The sequence below is a fragment of the Novosphingobium aromaticivorans DSM 12444 genome (assembly GCF_000013325.1).
GTDB lineage: Bacteria > Pseudomonadota > Alphaproteobacteria > Sphingomonadales > Sphingomonadaceae > Novosphingobium > Novosphingobium aromaticivorans.
The window spans coordinates 3,070,512-3,088,528 of sequence record NC_007794.1; the positions used below are offsets into that span (position 1 = coordinate 3,070,512).

20 protein-coding genes are annotated in these 18,017 nt (G+C 66.4%); 10 read left to right on the forward strand and 10 right to left on the reverse strand.

What is annotated here, in order from left to right; genetic code table 11:
• Positions 1-60 precede the first annotated feature (60 nt).
• Complete coding sequence (locus SARO_RS14435) at positions 61-2,775, forward strand: valine--tRNA ligase (RefSeq protein WP_011446486.1); 2,715 nt, start codon at positions 61-63, stop codon at positions 2,773-2,775.
• An 18-nt stretch (positions 2,776-2,793) separates the two neighbouring features.
• Positions 2,794-3,537: a 7-carboxy-7-deazaguanine synthase QueE gene (locus SARO_RS14440; protein ID WP_011446487.1), complete on the forward strand. Its 744-nt coding sequence runs from the start codon at positions 2,794-2,796 to the stop codon at positions 3,535-3,537.
• Between the two features lie 101 nt (positions 3,538-3,638).
• Here SARO_RS14440 and ssb read toward each other — a convergent pair whose 3' ends face one another.
• The 5 genes from ssb to SARO_RS14465 form a co-directional block, all read right to left on the reverse strand.
• The gene (ssb, locus tag SARO_RS14445) at positions 3,639-4,190 is read right to left on the reverse strand and encodes a single-stranded DNA-binding protein (protein WP_011446488.1); all 552 of its coding nucleotides are present in this window, start codon (positions 4,188-4,190) and stop codon (positions 3,639-3,641) included.
• 97 nt (positions 4,191-4,287) lie between these two features.
• Positions 4,288-6,144, reverse strand: a complete 1,857-nt coding sequence (locus tag SARO_RS14450) for a ferrous iron transporter B (protein ID WP_011446489.1) — start codon at positions 6,142-6,144, stop codon at positions 4,288-4,290.
• Entirely contained in the window at positions 6,141-6,398 is a 258-nt protein-coding gene (locus SARO_RS14455; RefSeq protein WP_011446490.1) for a FeoA family protein, read from the reverse strand. Before SARO_RS14455 ends, SARO_RS14450 begins: the two co-directional genes overlap by 4 nt.
• 88 nt (positions 6,399-6,486) lie before the next feature.
• The gene (locus SARO_RS14460) at positions 6,487-7,140 is read right to left on the reverse strand and encodes a COQ9 family protein (RefSeq protein WP_011446491.1); all 654 of its coding nucleotides are present in this window, start codon (positions 7,138-7,140) and stop codon (positions 6,487-6,489) included.
• A gap of 13 nt (positions 7,141-7,153) precedes the next feature.
• Complete coding sequence (locus tag SARO_RS14465; protein ID WP_011446492.1) at positions 7,154-7,771, reverse strand: ankyrin repeat domain-containing protein; 618 nt, start codon at positions 7,769-7,771, stop codon at positions 7,154-7,156.
• A 92-nt stretch (positions 7,772-7,863) separates the two neighbouring features.
• Here SARO_RS14465 and SARO_RS14470 point away from each other — a divergent pair, with 92 nt between their 5' ends.
• Genes SARO_RS14470 through SARO_RS14495 form a run of 6 tightly spaced genes read left to right on the forward strand, consistent with a single transcriptional unit; the run spans position 7,864 to position 11,846 of the window.
• Positions 7,864-8,478 carry an SCO family protein gene (locus SARO_RS14470; protein ID WP_011446493.1) on the forward strand — a complete coding sequence of 205 codons (615 nt, stop codon included), beginning with the start codon at positions 7,864-7,866 and terminating at the stop codon, positions 8,476-8,478.
• 7 nt (positions 8,479-8,485) lie between these two features.
• Positions 8,486-8,959 (forward strand): YcgN family cysteine cluster protein, encoded by a 474-nt coding sequence (locus tag SARO_RS14475; RefSeq protein WP_011446494.1) that lies wholly within the window; start codon positions 8,486-8,488, stop codon positions 8,957-8,959.
• Positions 8,952-9,710, forward strand: coding sequence for a M48 family metallopeptidase (locus SARO_RS14480; RefSeq protein WP_011446495.1), 759 nt, complete (start codon positions 8,952-8,954; stop codon positions 9,708-9,710). The genes SARO_RS14475 and SARO_RS14480 overlap by 8 nt, the downstream gene beginning before the upstream one ends.
• Before the next feature lie 40 nt (positions 9,711-9,750).
• A complete protein-coding gene (locus tag SARO_RS14485) occupies positions 9,751-10,242 on the forward strand; it encodes a hypothetical protein (RefSeq protein WP_011446496.1) in 492 nt (163 codons plus the stop codon).
• On the forward strand, positions 10,239-11,210 hold the full coding sequence (gene ribD / locus SARO_RS14490) for a bifunctional diaminohydroxyphosphoribosylaminopyrimidine deaminase/5-amino-6-(5-phosphoribosylamino)uracil reductase RibD (protein WP_011446497.1): 972 nt from the start codon (positions 10,239-10,241) through the stop codon (positions 11,208-11,210). Before SARO_RS14485 ends, ribD begins: the two co-directional genes overlap by 4 nt.
• Positions 11,211-11,222: 12 nt before the next feature.
• Positions 11,223-11,846 (forward strand): riboflavin synthase, encoded by a 624-nt coding sequence (locus tag SARO_RS14495; protein WP_011446498.1) that lies wholly within the window; start codon positions 11,223-11,225, stop codon positions 11,844-11,846.
• 57 nt (positions 11,847-11,903) lie between these two features.
• Here SARO_RS14495 and SARO_RS14500 read toward each other — a convergent pair whose 3' ends face one another.
• From SARO_RS14500 to SARO_RS14510, 3 genes are all read right to left on the reverse strand, one after another.
• The gene (locus tag SARO_RS14500) at positions 11,904-12,572 is read right to left on the reverse strand and encodes an alpha/beta fold hydrolase (RefSeq protein ID WP_011446499.1); all 669 of its coding nucleotides are present in this window, start codon (positions 12,570-12,572) and stop codon (positions 11,904-11,906) included.
• A gap of 2 nt (positions 12,573-12,574) precedes the next feature.
• Positions 12,575-13,459 (reverse strand): methylenetetrahydrofolate reductase, encoded by an 885-nt coding sequence (locus SARO_RS14505; RefSeq protein WP_011446500.1) that lies wholly within the window; start codon positions 13,457-13,459, stop codon positions 12,575-12,577.
• A gap of 73 nt (positions 13,460-13,532) precedes the next feature.
• Entirely contained in the window at positions 13,533-14,933 is a 1,401-nt protein-coding gene (locus tag SARO_RS14510; RefSeq protein WP_011446501.1) for a vanillate/3-O-methylgallate O-demethylase, read from the reverse strand.
• Positions 14,934-15,058: 125 nt separating this feature from the next.
• Here SARO_RS14510 and purU point away from each other — a divergent pair, with 125 nt between their 5' ends.
• Both purU and SARO_RS14520 read left to right on the forward strand, forming a co-directional pair.
• Positions 15,059-15,913: a formyltetrahydrofolate deformylase gene (purU, locus tag SARO_RS14515; RefSeq protein ID WP_011446502.1), complete on the forward strand. Its 855-nt coding sequence runs from the start codon at positions 15,059-15,061 to the stop codon at positions 15,911-15,913.
• 80 nt (positions 15,914-15,993) lie between these two features.
• Positions 15,994-16,395 (forward strand): VOC family protein, encoded by a 402-nt coding sequence (locus SARO_RS14520; protein WP_011446503.1) that lies wholly within the window; start codon positions 15,994-15,996, stop codon positions 16,393-16,395.
• Positions 16,396-16,501: 106 nt separating this feature from the next.
• Here SARO_RS14520 and SARO_RS14525 read toward each other — a convergent pair whose 3' ends face one another.
• Positions 16,502-17,239, reverse strand: coding sequence for an alpha/beta fold hydrolase (locus tag SARO_RS14525; RefSeq protein ID WP_011446504.1), 738 nt, complete (start codon positions 17,237-17,239; stop codon positions 16,502-16,504).
• Positions 17,239-18,015, reverse strand: a complete 777-nt coding sequence (locus tag SARO_RS14530) for a glutathione S-transferase family protein (RefSeq protein WP_011446505.1) — start codon at positions 18,013-18,015, stop codon at positions 17,239-17,241. Before SARO_RS14530 ends, SARO_RS14525 begins: the two co-directional genes overlap by 1 nt.
• Positions 18,016-18,017: the final 2 nt, after the last annotated feature.

The following is an 18,017-nucleotide window of genomic DNA, read 5'->3' on the forward strand; positions in this document are numbered from 1 at the left end:
CCGCCGCGCCGGGGCCTCGACGCTTGTGCCCGCGCGCGTGAAATGGCAAGGCGCGGGCCCATGAACGACCAAACGCGCGCGCAGACTTCAGCGGAACTTTCGAAGACCTTCGAGCCGGCCGGCATCGAGGCGAAATGGTATGCCCATTGGGAAGCGAACGGCCTGTTCCGGCCCGAGCGCCCGGACGCGCAGCCCTATACCATCGTCAACCCGCCGCCGAACGTCACCGGCTCGCTCCATATCGGCCACGCGCTGGACAACACCTTGCAGGACGTGGCGATCCGCTATGAACGCCTGCGCGGCAAGGACGCGTTGTGGGTGGTGGGCATGGACCACGCCGGCATCGCCACGCAGATGGTGGTCGAACGCCAGATGGAAGCGCGCCAGGACAAGCGCACCAACTACACCCGCGAGCAGTTCGTCGAGAAGGTGTGGGAGTGGAAGGCCGAAAGCGGCGGCGCGATCACCGGCCAGCTTCGCCGCCTCGGCTGCTCGATGGACTGGAGCCGCGAGCAGTTCACGATGGACCCGCACTTCACCCGCGCGGTGGTGAAGGTGTTCGTCGACCTGTATAACCAAGGCCTGATCTACCGCGACAAGCGGCTGGTGAACTGGGACCCGAAGCTGAAGACCGCGATCTCGGACCTCGAGGTGGAAACGCGCGAGGTTCAGGGCGGGTTCTGGCACTTCAAGTACCCGCTGGCGGACGGCGTGAAGCGCGACGATGGCCTCGATTACATCGAGGTCGCGACGACGCGCCCCGAGACGATGCTGGCCGACATGGCCGTGGCGGTGCATCCCGAGGACGAGCGGTACAAGTCGATCATCGGCAAGGAAATCCTGCAACCGCTGACCGGACGCCGGTTCAAGGTGGTGGCCGACGAGCACGCCGATCCCGAACTGGGATCGGGCGCGGTGAAGATCACGCCGGGACATGACTTCAACGACTTCGAAGTCGGCAAGCGCGCCGGAATCAAGCCCGCCGACATGCTCAACATGTTCGATGCCGAGGCAAAGGTCGTGCAGACGGCGGACGGCCTGGTGCCGGAAGAGTTCGTCGGCATGGACCGCTTCGATGCACGCAAGCTCGTCGTGGAAAGGATGAAGGAACAGGGCTTCCTGATCCCGCACGTGACGAAGGACAAGGAAGGCAACGAGGTTCAGCACGATGCCGAGCCGCGCACGATCCAGACGCCCTTCGGCGATCGCGGCGGCGTGGTGATCGAGCCGTGGCTGACCGACCAGTGGTACGTCGATGCCGAGACGCTTGCCAAGGCGCCGATGGAAGCGGTGCGTTCGGGCGCCATCGAGATCGTGCCCAAGACCTGGGAAAAGACCTTCTTCAACTGGATGGAGAACATCCAGCCCTGGTGCGTCAGCCGCCAGCTGTGGTGGGGGCACCGGATTCCGGCGTGGTATGGCTCGGACGGGCAGTGCTACGTGGCCGAGTCCGAAGAGGAAGCGCAGGCCAAGGCGGGCGCGGACGTGACGCTGACCCGTGACGAGGACGTGCTCGACACCTGGTTCTCCTCCGCGCTGTGGCCTTTCGCCACGCTGGGCTGGCCGGATGAAGACGCGCCGCTGCTGAAGAAGCACTATCCCAACGACCTGCTCGTCTCGGGCTTCGACATCCTGTTCTTCTGGGATGCGCGCATGGCGATGCAGGGCCTGCACTTCATGAAGGAAGTGCCGTGGAAGAAGCTCTACCTGCACGGCCTCGTCCGCGCGGCCGATGGCGCGAAGATGTCGAAGTCGAAGGGCAACGTGGTCGATCCGCTGGGCCTGATCGACAAGTACGGCGCCGATGCGCTGCGCTTCTTCATGTGCGCGATGGAGAGCCAGGGCCGCGACGTGAAGATGGACGAGAAGCGCGTCGAGGGTTACCGCAACTTCGCCACGAAGCTGTGGAACGCCGCGCGCTTCTGCCAGAGCAATGGCATCACCGGCAGCACTTCGGTCGCGGCTCCGGCAGCAACCTCGGCCGTCAACAAATGGATCATCGGCGAAGTGGTGGAAACCGTCGCCGCGCTTGACCAGGCAATGGCCGACCTGCGCTTCGATGCGGCGGCCAACGCGATCTACCACTTCGTCTGGGACCAGTTCTGCGACTGGTACATCGAACTGATCAAAGGCAGCTTCGACACCGAAACCAAGGCCGTGGCCGGCTGGGTGCTCGACCAGATCCTCGTCATGCTCCACCCGTTCATGCCCTTCGTGACCGAGGAATTGTGGCATGCGCTTGGTGAGCGCGACGGCGAACTGATCGTCGCCGCGTGGCCCAAGCCGGAAGCGGCGGTCGATGCGGCGGCCAAGCGCGAGGTCGAATGGCTGATTGCGCTGGTCTCGAACCTGCGCACCGCCAAGAACGAACTGGGCATCGCACCGGGCGCCAAGCTCGACGCCTACCTGCCCGAACCGTCGGCGCAGACGCGCGGGATCATCAAGGCCAATCCGGCGGCGATCGAGCGCCTTGCACGCCTGAACGGCATCCGTTTCGAGGCGGCCCCCGCAGGCGCCGCGATGCAGGTGGGCGCTGGCGACGCCAATATCGTCGTGCCGCTGGAAGGCGTGATCGACATCGCGGCGGAGAAGGCGCGGCTGGAAAAGGCGCTGGCCGTCTCGCAGAAGGAAGCGAAGTCGCTCGAAGGGCGGCTCTCCAACCCCTCGTTCGTCGAGAAGGCCAAGCCCGAGGCGGTAGAGAAGGCCCGCGCCGACCACGCCATGCACGCCGCCGAGGCCGAACGGCTCGCAGCGGCGCTGGCACGGCTGGGGTGACAGGGTGCTGACGCCCCCATGTTGACCCTGGCCACCGTCAACCCCGGCGAGCCGGAGGTCTTTTCCTCGTTGCAGGGCGAAGGGCCCGGCATGGGGCGGCCTTCGGTGTTCGTGCGGCTGTCGCGGTGCAACCTTGCGTGCCGCTGGTGCGACACGGCCTATACCTGGCGCTTTGCCGGCGACAACCGGCCGCACCGCGACGAGGTGGCGTTCGAGAAGGCCGGCAACCAGCTGGTGATGTCGGAAGAAGATACGGCCGCGCTGATCCTGGTTCATCCGGAGGACCGGCTGGTCATCACCGGGGGCGAGCCACTGTTGCAGGGGGCGGCGCTGGCACGGCTGGTGGCGCTGCTTAAGGCCGAGCGCCCTGCCCTGCATGTCGAGATCGAGACCAACGGGACCGTGGCGGTACACCCCGCGCTCGATCCGCTGGTGGACCAGTTCAACGTCAGCCCGAAACTGTCCCATTCGGGCAATCCCGCCGAACTCGCGCTGCTGCCGGAACGACTGGAAGCCTGGGCGCGGGACCCGCGCGCCTGGTTCAAGTTCGTGGTCGCCGACCCGTCGGACCTTGCCGAGATTTCGGCGTTGCAGGACCGCTTCGGGATCGCCCCGGATCACCTGTTCGTGATGCCCGAGGGCACTTCAAGCGCGGTGCTGCGCGACCGGTCGCGCTGGCTGGCAGAGGAAGCGCTGGTGCGCGGCTGGCGGTTCACCGACCGGCTGCATATCCATCTCTACGGGGATACGCGGGGGACCTGAGGGCTTCGCAAGAGCGGGGGCGAGGCAACTTGCCCTCCCCCAGCCCCTCCCGCAGGCGGGAGGGGAGATTCAGGTTGCCGGGGGCGATGCCCCGCAAGTCGTCAGAACGGGATGTCGTCGTCGAGGTCGTCGCCGAAGCCGCCGCCGCTGCCGCCGCCCTGGTTCCAGCCGCCACCCGAACCACCGCCGGACGAGCCGCCGCGCGAACCGCCGCCGAAGCCGCCACCGCCCGAGGAACCGCCTTCGTTCCAGCCACCGCCCGACGAGCGGCCACCACCACCGCTACCGCCGCCAGCGCCGCCCGAACCATCGAGCATGGTCAGCACGCCACCCATGCCGCCAACCGAGATTTCGGTGGTGTAGCGGTCATTGCCGGACTGGTCCTGCCACTTGCGGGTGCGAAGCTGACCTTCGATGTAGACCTTCGAGCCCTTGCGCAGGAAGCGTTCGACCACGCCGACCAGACCGTCGGAGTTGATCACGACGGAGTGCCACTCGGTGCGCTCCTTCTTTTCGCCGGTGGCGCGGTCCTTCCAGCTTTCCGAGGTCGCGATGCGCAGATTGGCGATGCGGCCCCCGTTCTGGAAGCTCTTGATTTCCGGGTCGGCCCCGAGATTGCCGACGAGGATAACCTTGTTGACGCTGCCTGCCATCGAATCACGTTCCTTTAGATTTGACGGCTTGCCTAGCGCATGGGGGCTCGGTGCGGCGAGTCACCTCGCCGCCGTTTCCACAGCCGAGCGCACCGGCTCAGCCCAAACCGGCGGCCATCGCGGACCAGTAGGTCACGCCGGCAGCCACATAGGCGAGCGCGAAAAGGTAGGCGAGCATGAAGGCGGGCCATTTCCAGCCGTTCGTCTCGCGCCGGGCGACGGCGATGGTCGAAAGGCACTGCGGCGCGAAGACGAACCACGCCAGGAAGGCCAGCGCCATCGGCAGGGTCCAGCGCGACTTGAGCTGGTCGCCGAGCGCCATCGCGGCCTGATCCTCGTCCGCCGCGCTGACCGCATAGGTCGTGGCGAGCGAGCTGACCGCGACTTCGCGCGCGGCCATGGCGGGGATGATCGCGAGGCTCATGTCACGGTTGAAGCCGATGGGTTCGAGCACGACGGAGAGGCCATTCGCCAGCGTGCCGGCGATCGAGGCATTGACCTGGTCCTGCCCCGGTTCGGCGCGCGGGAAGTTGAGCAGAAGCCACAGCACGACGGTGACCGTGAAGATCATCGTGCCCGCGCGGCGCAGGAAGATCCACGCGCGCTGCCACAGGCCGAGCGCGAGGTCCTTGACCGTGGGGAGCTGGTACTTGGGCAGTTCCATGATGAAGCCCGAAGCCGCGCCCTTGGTGACCGAGCGGCGCAGGACGAGCGCCACGACCATCGCGCCGACGATGCCGGCGACATAGAGGCAGAACAGCACCAGCCCCTGAAGCCCGAAGCCGGGACCGACGCGAGTGTTGGGGATGAACGCGGCGATGATGACGGCATAGACCGGCAGGCGCGCCGAACAGGTCATCATCGGGGCGATCAGGATCGTCGTCAGCCGGTCCTTGGGGTCGGCGATGGAGCGCGTCGCCATGATGCCGGGAATGGCGCAGGCGAAGCTGGACAGGAGCGGGATGAAGCTGCGGCCGGAAAGCCCGACGCCCGCCATCATCCGGTCCATCAGGAAGGCGGCGCGGGCCATGTAGCCGGTCGCCTCCATCGTCAGGATGAAGAAGAACAGGATGACGATCTGCGGCAGGAACACGATGACCGAGCCCACGCCCGCGATCACGCCATCCGTCAGCAGGTCGCGGCCGAGGCTGGGGGCGACATTGGCCTTGACCAGATCGCCGAGCGCCGAGACCGCGCCGTCGAGCGCATCGGCAAAAGGCGTGGCCCAGCTGAACACCGCCTGGAAAACCACGAAGAGCAGCGCGAACAGGATCGGTGGCCCGAGCCAGGGATGCAGCAGGACCTTGTCCATGCGTGCATGGATGCGGTGCTTGGCGGTTTCCGAAAGGATCGCGCCATTGGCGATCTCGTGCGCGATCATGCGCCGTTCGGGCAGCGTGACGTGCGGACGCGGCGCGGCTTCGTGGGCCTGCGCCCGGTCGCGCGCCTCGGCGATGGCAGCGGCCAGTTCGGCAAGACCGCGGCGGCGCACCGCTACCGTCGGGATGACGGGCACGCCAAGCGCCTCTTGCAAGGACGACGGATCGATGACCAGCCCGTCGCGCTCGGCCAGGTCGACCATGTTGAGCGCAACCACCGTCGGGCGGCCCAGTTCGAGCACTTCCTGCGCGAAGACCAGATGCTGTTCGAGATTCGAGCTGTCGAGCACGAGCACGATGACGTCCGGCCGCGCCTGGCCTTCCTGCTCGCCCATGATGACCTTGCGGGTGACTTCCTCGTCCGGGCTTGTCGCCTCGAGGCCGTAGGAACCGGGAAGGTCGACCAGTTCGACCGGCTCGCCCGAGGGGAGCAGCAGGCGACCGGCTTTCCGTTCGACCGTGACGCCGGGATAGTTGGCGATCTTCTGGCGCGCGCCGGTAAGTGCGTTGAACAGTGCGCTCTTGCCCGCGTTGGGATTGCCGACGAGCGCGGCGACGGTGGGCATCCGGCTCATGCCGCGGCACCCCGGTCGAAGGGTTCGACATGCATCGCGCGGGCGTGGACGCGGCGGATGGCGACAGTCATGCGGCCGATCTCCACCGCCAGCGGATCGCGGCCCATGAACACCCCGCGATAGGCGAGCGTGACCCGCGCACCTTCATCGAGGCCGAGCGCGCGCAGGCGCTGCGCTTCTTCCGCGACGAGCGCGGACCAATCGACCGAGGCGATTCGGGCAGGCGTGCCCAGAGGGAGCTGATCTAGCGTCACGGTTTCGCGCTGCCATAGCCGGACAGCAATTGCAAGTCGTTCGCAATAATTTGCGCGAGATCAAAAATTCCGTGCCGCCAGCGCCCGCTCAGACGGCAGGATAGCGCAGTCGGCCGAGCAGGCGCGACAGGGAGAAGGTTTCGTCCCGTGGCTTCAGCACCTTGGCCTTGGCCTTCTCGAACTGCATGACGTTCTCGATGCGCCGGTCGAGGAAGGCGCGGGTATCGGCATGGTCCTCGCTGGTGTCCTGCGCAAAGAAGGCAAGCGTGGCGGCGTAGATCGAGCCGAGCGTAATGCGCTTGGTATAATGGTTGTAGTCGGTCGCGGTGTCGCCGGCGAGGCGCCACATGGCATCGGCGCTGGACCAGCCGAGGCGGGTGGCGGCGGGCACGTTCTGCGGCATGGCCATGATTGCGAGCGCGCGGCGCAGCGCCTCTTCCCGGCCGACCAGCGCATCGAGCCGGAACTGGACCAAGCGGCGAATACGTTCGCGGATCGGGAGGTTCGAAAGCTGCACGGCGGGAAGCGCGGCGGCCATGTCGGCATCGATGCGGGCAATCCAGGCCGCGATCATGCTCATGGCCCCGTCCTGGAAGGCGAAGCGCGCCAGCGCCGGGTCCACGCCTTCGGAAAGGGCGGCGGCCATGACGGCGGCGTCCTTCCAGCCGTCGAACGCGACCGAATCGGCGATGGCGGGCGCGAGGCGGAGGCGCAGGGCCTGGAGGCTGATGTCCTGGGTCATTGCGGCAAGCCGATCAGAAGGAAGGGCCGTAGGTCTTCTGCGGGCCGGCCGCCTTGGCGTCCTTGGTCGCCTTCTCGATCTCGCCCAGCAGCGGGCTGCCCTTGCCTTCGAGCATCGCGTAGTCGCGTGCCGAGCGACCCGAGTTGTCCGGACGGTCGGGGTTGGCGCCAGCCTTGATCAGCATGCGCACGAGCGCGAGGTCGCGGCGGTGGACCGCGCTGATGAGCGGGGTTTCGCCGGTGTTGTTTGCCTCGTCGACGCGGGCGCCGGAGCGGATCAGTTCGTCCACGCCCTCGATGAAGCCGATGTCGGCGGCGAGCACCAGCGGTGTCACGCCCCGGTTGTCGCGCGCGTTCACGTTGGCGCCCTTGGCGACGAGGAACTGCACCCACACGAGATCGCGGCGCGCAACGACGATATGCAACCCGGTCTGCCCGGTGGTGTAGTCCTTGGTATTGACGATCTGGGTGCCGGGCTCGTTCAGCGCCTCGGTGACCTTGTCGCCCTCTTTCTTGCGGACGGCTTCGAGGAACTTGTAGCTGTCGGAAAACTGGGCCTGCGCCGGGATCGAAACGGCAGCGGCGAGCAGGACCGCCAGGGCGGCGATGGGCCTGCGCATGATCGACAGCATTGATACCTCCTGTTGCGAACCCCCGGCAGCGATTTCGCCTCTGGCCTGGTCGTCTGCGGACTCGCCTCTTGCAAGGGCACGGTTAGCAGAGCATGAACCGCCGCGCCATGCCCCACACCTTCAGATCGATCCTCGCCGCGGTTGCCGCAACCTGCACTTTTGCCCTGGCCGCCTGCAACGGCGCGCCGACGGAGAAACCGCCGCTTGAAGGCGCGGCAATCGGCGGCGATTTCACGCTGACGGGCAAGGACGGACGGCCCGTCCGCTGGTCGGACTTCGCGGGCAAGTATCGCGTGGTCTACTTCGGATACACCTTCTGCCCCGACGTGTGCCCGCTCGACCTGCAGAACATCGCGCAAGGCCTGCGCCTGTTCGGCAAGGACCACGCGGACCTCGCGGCGAACGTGGTGCCGGTATTCATCACCATCGATCCGGAGCGCGATACCGCCGAGGTCGTCGGCAAGTATGCGGCAAACTTCGGCCCGAAGGTCGTGGGCCTGACGGGCACGCCCGCGCAGATCGCGGACGTCGCCAGGAAGTGGGCGGTGTTCTACCAGAAGCGCGACGACGGAAAGCCCGAAGCCTACCTGATGGACCACAGCCGCGCCGCATACCTGATGGGACCGAAGGGCGACGCGATCGCGCTGCTGCCGGCGGAGCAGGACGCCAAGGCGGTAGCGGCCGAGCTTGCGAAGTGGGTACATTGAGCCGGGGATGAGCCAGGATCGCTTCTGGGAACGGCCGGTCGCCACGCTCAGCCGCGAACAGTGGGAAGCCCTGTGCGACGGTTGCGGCAAGTGCTGCCTGCACAAGCTGGAAGACGAGGACACCGGCGACGTCCACCACACCAACGTGGCCTGCCGCCTGCTCGACCTCAAGACAGCCAGGTGCAGCGACTATCGTCACCGGCGCGCCTACGTTCCGGACTGCCTGCGACTGACGCCAAAGCTCGCCCGCGAGCTGCCGTGGCTGCCCGACACCTGCGCCTATCGCCTGCGCGCGGAAGGCAAGCCACTGCCCGACTGGCATTATCTGGTCAGCGGCGACCGCGATGCTGTGCACCGTGCCGGGCAATCGGTGGTGGGCAAGGCAGTGAGCGAAACGATCGCGGGGCCGCTGGACGAGCACATCGTTCCGGCCGACCACTTCGACGGGCGACCCCGCCGGGGCGGAGGCGGCAATGCTTGACTGGCTGCGCCGTGCGGACACCAGGGCGAAGGAGCCCGCACGGCCGCGAAAGGTCGCCGCGCGGACCATCGTGGTGGACGGGCGCGACCTGCCGCTGGTGATCCGCAAGCTGGGCCACGCCCGGCGCATGACCCTGCGCCTTGCCCCGGACGGCAGCGAGGCGCGCGTCTCGATCCCGGCATGGGGCCGGGTCGGCGACGCGGAAGCCTTTGCGCGGGACCGGGCCGACTGGCTTGCGGGGCAGCTTGCCCGGTTGCCCGAATCGCGCCAGATCGCGCCCGACGCCACCCTGCCCTATCGCGGCGCGACGCTTCAGATCGACTGGCAGGCCGCCGCGCGGCGCAAGCCGGTCGTCGAGGGCGACCGCGTGGTCGTGGGCGGTCCGCTCGACGGATTGGGCGGGCGCATGCAGCGCTGGCTGGAAGCCGAGGCGCTGGCGCTGTCGACAGCGGACCTTGGCCACTACTGCGCGCGGGCCGGGCAGGAAGTGCCTCGCCTTACGCTGTCGCGGGCGCAGCGGCGCTGGGGGAGCTGCGCAGCGGACGGATCGATCCGCATCAACTGGCGGCTGGTGATGGCGCCCGACTTCGTGCGCCGCTCGGTCGTGGCGCACGAAGTGGCGCACATGAAGCACTTCGACCACAGCCCTGCGTTCCACACGCACCTCGACGAACTCTACGAAGGCGAGATCGACACGGCGAACCGCTGGCTCAAGCGGCACGGGCGCACGCTTTACGTGCTGTTCGGGTGATGGGTGGCACTTTGATGGCCAAGGCCCTATCTAGGCGCGCATGAAAGCGTTCTTCCGCAATGTCTCCCCTCGCCGCGCGGTCGTCGACCTGTGGGAAGTGCTCGGCGCGCCGAGCGAGTACCGCAAGCTGGGGCTGATCCTGGCGGCGATGGTCACCGGCGGCATCTTCTTCGTGATGAGCCAACAAGGCGGGCGCGGCCTGCCCCGGCCACCCGAGATCACCTATTTCCCGAGCTTCCTCGAAGGGCGCACCGACGCCGAGATCCTTGCCGAGAACAAGGCGGCGACCGCCAAGGCCAAGGCCGAGATCGCCGAGGAGGAAGCCCGGCAGGAGCGCATCCGCCAACTCTATCGCGCGGTCGGGGATGCCACCGGGGTCGAGACGAAGAAGCCGTATGAAGAGGGCAAGGCCGAGCGCGAGGCCTACCAGCGCAAGCTCGACGCGGCGCGCAAGGCGATCCTCGACAAGCACATGATCGATAATCCGGTGTTCGACGAGGCGACCGGCAAGGAACAGCCCGGAACGCAATGAGCGCCGCCGACGACCTGCGCTGGCTTGACGCGGCAGCTAGCCTCGGCGCGCGCGGGCGACCTCTCAGCAGGCCCAATCCGGCGGTCGGCGCGGTAATCGTCAATGACGGCGTGGTCGTTGGCCGTGGGTGGACGCAGGCCGGCGGACGGCCCCATGCGGAGGCCGGTGCGCTGATGGCGGCGGGCGACGCGGCGCAAGGGGCAACGCTCTACGTGACGCTGGAACCCTGTGCCCACGCCAGCGAACGCGGGCCGTCGTGCACCTCGCTGGTGCTGAAGAGCGGGCTTGCGCGGGTGGTGATCGGCATCGAGGACCCCGATCCTCGCACGGCGGGTGGCGGAATTGCGGCGCTGCGCAGCGCGGGCATCGCGGCCGATGTGGTGCCGTCGGCAGCGGCGCGCGCTTCGCTGGTGGGTTATCTCGTGCGCACGGCAACGGGGCGGCCGCACGTCACGCTCAAGCTTGCGACCTCGCTCGACGGGCGCATCGCGCTGGCCGATGGCACGAGCAAGTGGATCACCGGGCCGGAAGCGCGGGCGCACTGTCATGTCGAGCGGGCGCGGGCGGACGCGATCCTCGTGGGCGGCGGCACCTTGCGCGCCGACGCGCCCCGGCTGGACGTGCGCCTGCCCGGGCTGGAAGCGCGCAGTCCGAAGCGAATGGTGCTGACGCGGGGCATCGCACCGGATGGCTGGACGGGGGTGGCGGACATTGCCGCAACGGGGGCGTTCGGAGACGCGCAGTACCTGTTCGTCGAAGGCGGAGCGGGTGCGGCGGCGGCATTCCTGGCCGCAGACATGGTCGACCGCCTGCTGATTTACCGCGCGCCGGTCGTCATCGGCCAGGGATTGCCCTGCATCGGCGACATTGGCCTGGGATCGCTCGGCGAGGCGCACGGGCGGTGGCGCAATGTGGACCGGCGGACGCTTGGCAGCGACAACCTCGACGTATACGAGCGCATCGGTTGAAGGAGATTTGAGATGTTCACCGGGATCGTCACCGAAGTCGGCAATATCCTCGCCATCGAGGACAAGGGCGACCGCCACGTCACGATTTCCTGCGCGATGGACCCGGCGAAGATCGCCATCGGCGCCTCCATCGCATGTTCGGGCGTGTGCCTGACTGTGGTGGACAAGGGCGGCGTGGCCGGCGAAGGCTGGTTCGCGGTGGACGTCTCGGGCGAGACGGTGAGCCGCACCGCGCCGGAACAGTGGACGGTGGGCGCGCCTCTGAACCTCGAACCCGCGCTGAAGCTCGGCGATGAACTGGGCGGCCACATCGTGACCGGCCATGTCGACGCGGTGGGCGAAGTGGTGGGGGTGTGTCCGGAAGGCGCATCGCTGAAATTCGGCATTTCCGCACCGAAGGAACTTGCACCCTATATCGCGGCCAAGGGATCGATCACGGTCAACGGCGTTTCGCTGACGGTGAACGAGGTTGCGGATCAGCCTGACGGATCGTGCCACTTCGCGCTGAACATCATTCCCCACACCGCGCAGGTGACGACGCTTGGCACGCTGGCGCCGGGGCACAAGGTCAATCTCGAGATCGACGTGCTGGCACGCTATCTCAAGCGTATGCAGAGCCTGGCTGCGCAGGGGTGAACGCAAGCTCCCGTTCGTGTCTCGACTTCGCTCGACACGAACGGAGACGGGGTCTAATCAGGCGCAGCCCAGCACGATCCGGAGCAATTGTTCGGGCTGATCGGCCATGACGTTGTGGCTGGCTTCGGCCTCGTGGTATTCCCAGGCCGGGTCGTCTTGCACCGCATCGGCGAACTTCGCGAACGGCGTCGGTTGCCAGCCATTGGCGTAGACGTAGATGCGGCGGGGAATTTTCGCTTCCTCGCCGGTGAAGCGCACCGCTTCCACCAGGGTCAGCAGCGGATGGGCCGAGAGGACCGGGCTTTCGAGGCCGGGCAGTGGCGCAACCGCGCCGGGGCTGTGCTTCTGGCTGGAGATGTAGTGGTCATGTTCCCACTGCCCGGTCAGGTCCCAAAGCGACTGGCCGTCCTGAGGCAGGAAGGCGTCGACATAGACGATCGCGTCGATCCGCCCGCCCAGCCTCGTGGCGACGCCAGTGATGACCATGCCGCCCCATGAATGGCCGACGAGGACGAAGCGGTCGAAACCCGCATCGGCGATCTGCGCGCAGACGTCGTCGGTGTGGGTGGTGAGCGTGATGCCGGGGTGGAACCCGGCCTTGCGCTTGCCGAGACCGGTGAGATCGGCGGCGAGGACGCGATGACCGGCCGCGACGAGATCAGCCTTTAGCCGATCCCACGCGAAGCTGCCGCCCCATGCGCCGTGCACGAGGACGAAGTCAGTCATCGTCAGGCTCCGATGCCGTGCTTCTTGTTGTAGCCGTGGATCCATTCGAGCGTCTTGGTCAGGCCGCCGAAGGGATAGAAGTGCAGGCGGACCTTGCCGTGTTCGGGGCCGAGGCCCTTGGCGAAGGCATCGACCAGCTTGTCCGGCCCGGCGGTGCCGAGCAGGTTCGTGACCGATATGCCGTACTTCTTGAGCACGGCGGTCGAGGCGCCGACGCCGCAGCGGGCGGCGAAGGCAAGCAGACGCTTGATCCCGGCAGGACCGGGAACGCCGATGCGGACCGGCGCATCGATGCCGCGCGCGCGCAGTTCCTTGAGCCAGGCGAGGAAAGCGTCGGGATCGAAACCGAACTGGGTGACGATCAGCGGGGCCATGCCGCGACGCTCGATTTCCGCGACCTTCTTCTCGAGGACCGCCCAGCATTCGGCCTCGGTCATGTTCGGGTGGCCTTCGGGGTGCCCGCCGATGCCGATGGCCTTGATGCCGCTGCGCTCGAATGCACCGGTGGCGATGAGCGCCGAGGTATCGAAGTAGGGGCCAACCGGCTCGGGCGGATCGCCCGCGACGATGAAGCAGCGCTCTACGCCGGCCTGTTCGACCACGGCCTTGAGGTAGCCTTCGAAATCGTCCTCGGAAGTGATCCGGCGGGCGGAGAAATGGGGCATCGGCTCGAAGCCGAGCTGGCGCACCGCGACGGTGGCGGCAACGCGGGCGGCCACATCCTCGCCGGGGAGGAAGGTGACCGCGATGGGGGTGTCTGCCGGGATGAGCGGAGCGGCATCGCGCAGCGACGCCTCGTCCTTCGCCGTCATCTCCAGCGAAAAGCCATCGGTGATCCCGTCGGGCGCCTTGTCCCAGTTGGGATGGATGAGCGATGCCTTGGCCATGTTCGGGATCCTCTGTTGATGAAACCGGTCCGCCCGGCCGCCATTGTGGCGGTCCGGGCGGCGCGGGTCTGCCTTAGCGAGCGGTGCGCCAGCCTTCGGCGTAGTTTTCGCGAGCGACGCGGCTGTAGGGGACCGGCGAAACGATCGCGCGGACCTCGATCTGCTTGTGCGGCTCGACAGTGGTCTTGCGGGTGCCGCCGTTCTCTTCACCCCACACGACGCGCAGCTCGGTGCCGACCGGGATTTCCGGATCGATCGTGGCGAGCGAAAGCGCCTGCTTCTCGTTGTACGAGTAGCCGGTGAACATCGAGAAGCCGACGGTCTTGCCGCCCGCATCGACGACGCGGTCGTAGTTCGACGAGGCATAGTTCGCGAGCGGGGTGTCGAAGAACTTGTACTGGTCGCCATCGGGATTGAACAGCGAGGCCATGATCTTGGCCATGTCCTCGGGGTTCCAGGCGAGCGTCACCTTCTTGCGCTGCTCGGCCGGGTTGAGGGCTTCGAGGGCTTCGCGACCGTGGAAGTCATGGTCGAACTTCACGAAGTTGCCGTAACCCAGTTCCCACGGATTGAGGTAGTAGTCCTCGATGTTGTCCGAGACGAACGAACCGCCGATCGAACCGGTGGCTTCGTAGCTGTCCGCCGCGAGCCATTCGCGGAAGCCCTTGAGCTTTTCGCCGGTGTAGATGGCGGGCAGCGGCGAGGGGATCCAGCCCGATTCGAGCGTGTTCGACGGATAGGCGCGGCTGCCGCAGGCAATCAGGCCGAATTCCTTGCCGGCTTCGAGGATCGCGGCGCGGATTTCTTCCTGCTCGTCATAGGGACCCCAGATTTCGAGGCCCGGCGCGCCCGACATGCCGTGGCGCAGGGTGCGCACGGTCTTGCCGGCGATGTTCATGGTGCTCATGTTGAAGAACTTGAGCTGTTCGAGCGGGCCGCCGTGCAGCTTCTCGATCACCGCCCAGGCGTTGGGGCCCTGGATCTGGAAGCGCCATTCCTTGCGGCGGACGGGCTTGCCCATCGGGCGCATCGGCGAACGGTCGTCCAGCTCGATCTCGCAATCGTAGCCGCCGGTCGCGGCGTGGTAGCGCAGCCAGTTCGAAGCGGGCGCGCGACCGACGTAGGTGAAGCTTTCCTCTTCTTCCCAGAAGATGATGCCGTCGCCGATCACGTGGCCATAGGGCGTGGTCGGGACGTACTGCTTGGCCTTGTTGACCGTCCAGCCCTTCGGGCTGTTGATCATGGTGTCCGACAGGAGCTTCAGCGCATCCTTGCCGCGAATGTAGAGGTTCACCATGTGGTGCGACTGGTCGAACAGCACGGCGCTGTGCTGCCATGCCCACTGTTCCGAACGCCAGTTCGAGAATTCCGGCGCAACGACCGGATAGACATAAGCGCCGAGCTGCGAATTGCGCAGCATTTCGACGACGTTGCCGTTCTGCTGGATTACCTCTTCGAGGTTCTTTGCCGCCATGACTGACTCTCCCGACTTGAAAATGGCAGGTTGAAAAATTTGTATGCAACACATACAAGTTTGGAAGAGATTCGCAATGGCAAATGTTGCGCCCTATGAGGCGCGGCCCGGAGGGAGAGATTTTGATGAGCGCATCGCTGATTTTGACGCTGTCGTGCGAGGACAAGCCGGGCATCGTCGCCCGGGTCACGGGCAACCTGTTCGAGGCGGGTGGCAACATTCGCGAGGCGCAGCAATTCGACGATCCGCTGAGCGGCCGTTTCTTCATGCGCGTGGTGTTCGATCCGGCCGAAGGTTCGGTCGAGCATTACCGCGCGGCCTTCGCGGCGGTGGCCGACCACTATGCAATGGAATGGAACCTGCGCGACACGACCGTGAAGCGGAAGGTCATCCTGATGGTCAGCAAGTTCGACCACTGCCTTGGCGACTTGCTCTACCGCACGCGAATCGGCGAACTGCCGATGGACGTCGTGGCGATCCTCGGCAACCATCCCAAGGAAGCGCTCAACATCTCGCTGATCGGCGACATTCCCTACCATCACCTGCCCATCACCAAGGACACCAAGCCACAGCAGGAAGCCGAAGTGAAGCGCATCGTCACCGAGACGGGCGCGGAACTGGTTGTACTGGCGCGCTACATGCAGATCCTTTCGGACGACCTCGCCGCGTTCCTTTCGGGCCGCTGCATCAACATCCACCACTCGTTCCTGCCGAGCTTCAAGGGCGCCAAGCCCTATCACCAGGCGCATGCCCGCGGCGTGAAGATGATCGGCGCGACCGGCCACTACGTGACCGCCGACCTCGACGAAGGCCCGATCATCCACCAGGACGTGGAAACGGTGACCCACGCCGACAGCCCGGATGACCTGGTACGCAAGGGCCGCGACGTTGAGCGCCGCGTGCTGGCCGAAGCGGTGCGCCTGCATCTTGAAGACCGCGCACTGGTCAACGGCAACAAGACCGTCGTGTTCAAGAGCTGAACGGTTTGAACAGTTGAGATCGGGCGGCGGCGGGAGCACCATGCTTTCGCCGCCGCTCTTGTTTGCGGGAGAGGACAGACATGCACGTCAACGCACTGGACCACGTCAACATCATCACCGACCGGCTCGACGAGACCGCCGAGTTCTACAAGGCCCTGCTCGGGCTGGAGCGGCGCGATGCCCCGCCTCCCCTCACGCGGCAGAATGCACAATGGATGTACGATGCGGGCGGCAAGGCCATTGTTCACATCAACGCCGTCGACTGCCCGCGCGTCTACGACCGTGAGGTGCAGCCGGGATCGCTGACCGGGGCGATCCATCACGTCGCGCTGAACTGCTCGGGTTATGACGAAACGCTACGGCGGATCGATGCGATGGGGCTCGATTGCCAGACCAACCTGGTGGACGCGATCGGCCTGCGGCAGGTCTTCACGGCCGACCCGAACAACGTGCTGCTGGAGCTGAACTTCTTTGGCGATTGAGTTCGAGGCCTTCTTTCCGGTCGTGTCGAGCAAAGTCAGCGCCAAGGTGTCTCGACTTCGCTCGACACGACCGGTGGGAAGTTTGGATAACGGCGGGTAGTCTGGATCAGGCGGGAATGGCCGCTTCCAGCGCCTCGGCCAGTTCCTGCGGTTTCGACAGATAGGGACTGTGGTCCGCCTCCAGAGTCACCACGTTCGCACCCGGCGACATCGCGATCATGCGGCGCTGGCTTTCGATCGGAATGGTGCGGTCGAGCGTGCATTCGACGTAAGTGCGCGGGAGGCTGCCCCAGCGTTCCGGCGTGACCTTGATCTGCTGCGAACGCGGAGCATGGGGTTCGGCCACGAGCCTTGCCATTGCCGCCTCGACCAGATCGGGCGGCGAAATTTGTGCAAAGACCGGTGCAGCATTCTGCGTGTCGATGACCGTGGCGATGCCGCCGTGAACCTTCGAGATGATCGCGTCGAAAGCGGGGTTCGGGCCTTCCAGTTCCTTGAACCCGGCGCGACTCATGCCCGAGGGCAGCATCATCGCGCATATGTAGACGATGGCGTCCATCGCGGAAGGGTCGCGCTCGGCCGCGGTGGAGACGACAAGGCCTCCGCGCGAGTGGCCGGCGAGGACCACGGGGCCGACGCCCCGTGCCTTCAGGTCGCGACAATGCTGCGCAGCAAATTCGCCCCAGCCATCCAGCGTGACCGCCGCCATTTCCTCCGCCGTGCCTCCCATCCCGGGCAGCGTCGGCGCGACGACCGTGTGGCCGCGCGCGCGCAGGATTTCGGCGACGGGATCGAAGCACCAGCCACCATGCCAGGAACCATGGATCAGGACGAAGCCGGCCATCAGCGCACTTCTCCCGACCAGACGCGCAGCCCGGGCGCAGTGCGGTCTTCGCTTTTCAGCGCTTCGGCGACGGCAGGCCGCGCGGCAACGCGATCACGCCATTCGCACAGGCGCGGCGCGCGCCTCGCCACTTCCATTTCCGGGAACATGCGTTCGACCATCGCGCCGCAGTGCGAATAGAAGTTGATGTCGGCAAGCGTGTAGGTGTCGCCCGCCAGCCACTTCGTCTCGCCGAGTTGCTTCTCGACCTTGTCGAGCGCGTATTCGATCTTGGCGGTGGCATTGGCGAGATCGGCTTCGGAAAAGCCCGATCGCGCGGTAGCCCACTTCTTGCGCTGATCGGGCAGCGGAATGCTTTCGAGCAGTTTCTCGAAATCGCCGCTGGCGATGTTGCGGGCGATCACGCCGACCATGCGGTGCCATCCGTGCATCGAGACGTAGTTCATCACGTGCTCGTCGATGAACTTGTTCCAGTAGCGCATGCGCGCCGCACCCACCGGGTCGCGCGGACGCAGGGGCGCATCGGCGGGCTGGGCATCGGGGAAGGCATCCTCGAGGTATTCGTTGATCACCGTCGTGTGCGTGATGATCGTGCCGTCATGGTCGAGCACCGGCACCTGGCCTTCGGGATTGATCGCGGTGAACCACGGCTGATGCTGCTCGAACTTGTGCAGATCGACGTAGATGCTCTCGTAGGCGAGGCCCTTTTCCTTGAGCGGGACCATCGACTTGAGAGAGTTGGCCAGCGGTTCGGCGTGGTAGTATTTCAAGGCCATCG

Coding starts and splice junctions, on each gene's coding strand:
- SARO_RS14435 (WP_011446486.1), top strand. CDS start 61: ATGAACGACCAAACGCGCGCGCAGACTTCAGCGGAACTTTCGAAGACC.
- SARO_RS14440 (WP_011446487.1), top strand. CDS start 2,794: ATGTTGACCCTGGCCACCGTCAACCCCGGCGAGCCGGAGGTCTTTTCC.
- ssb (WP_011446488.1), bottom strand. CDS start 4,190: ATGGCAGGCAGCGTCAACAAGGTTATCCTCGTCGGCAATCTCGGGGCC.
- SARO_RS14450 (WP_011446489.1), bottom strand. CDS start 6,144: ATGAGCCGGATGCCCACCGTCGCCGCGCTCGTCGGCAATCCCAACGCG.
- SARO_RS14460 (WP_011446491.1), bottom strand. CDS start 7,140: ATGACCCAGGACATCAGCCTCCAGGCCCTGCGCCTCCGCCTCGCGCCC.
- SARO_RS14465 (WP_011446492.1), bottom strand. CDS start 7,771: ATGCTGTCGATCATGCGCAGGCCCATCGCCGCCCTGGCGGTCCTGCTC.
- SARO_RS14470 (WP_011446493.1), top strand. CDS start 7,864: ATGAACCGCCGCGCCATGCCCCACACCTTCAGATCGATCCTCGCCGCG.
- SARO_RS14475 (WP_011446494.1), top strand. CDS start 8,486: ATGAGCCAGGATCGCTTCTGGGAACGGCCGGTCGCCACGCTCAGCCGC.
- SARO_RS14480 (WP_011446495.1), top strand. CDS start 8,952: ATGCTTGACTGGCTGCGCCGTGCGGACACCAGGGCGAAGGAGCCCGCA.
- SARO_RS14485 (WP_011446496.1), top strand. CDS start 9,751: ATGAAAGCGTTCTTCCGCAATGTCTCCCCTCGCCGCGCGGTCGTCGAC.
- ribD (WP_011446497.1), top strand. CDS start 10,239: ATGAGCGCCGCCGACGACCTGCGCTGGCTTGACGCGGCAGCTAGCCTC.
- SARO_RS14495 (WP_011446498.1), top strand. CDS start 11,223: ATGTTCACCGGGATCGTCACCGAAGTCGGCAATATCCTCGCCATCGAG.
- SARO_RS14500 (WP_011446499.1), bottom strand. CDS start 12,572: ATGACTGACTTCGTCCTCGTGCACGGCGCATGGGGCGGCAGCTTCGCG.
- SARO_RS14505 (WP_011446500.1), bottom strand. CDS start 13,459: ATGGCCAAGGCATCGCTCATCCATCCCAACTGGGACAAGGCGCCCGAC.
- SARO_RS14510 (WP_011446501.1), bottom strand. CDS start 14,933: ATGGCGGCAAAGAACCTCGAAGAGGTAATCCAGCAGAACGGCAACGTC.
- purU (WP_011446502.1), top strand. CDS start 15,059: ATGAGCGCATCGCTGATTTTGACGCTGTCGTGCGAGGACAAGCCGGGC.
- SARO_RS14520 (WP_011446503.1), top strand. CDS start 15,994: ATGCACGTCAACGCACTGGACCACGTCAACATCATCACCGACCGGCTC.
- SARO_RS14525 (WP_011446504.1), bottom strand. CDS start 17,239: ATGGCCGGCTTCGTCCTGATCCATGGTTCCTGGCATGGTGGCTGGTGC.
- SARO_RS14530 (WP_011446505.1), bottom strand. CDS start 18,015: ATGGCCTTGAAATACTACCACGCCGAACCGCTGGCCAACTCTCTCAAG.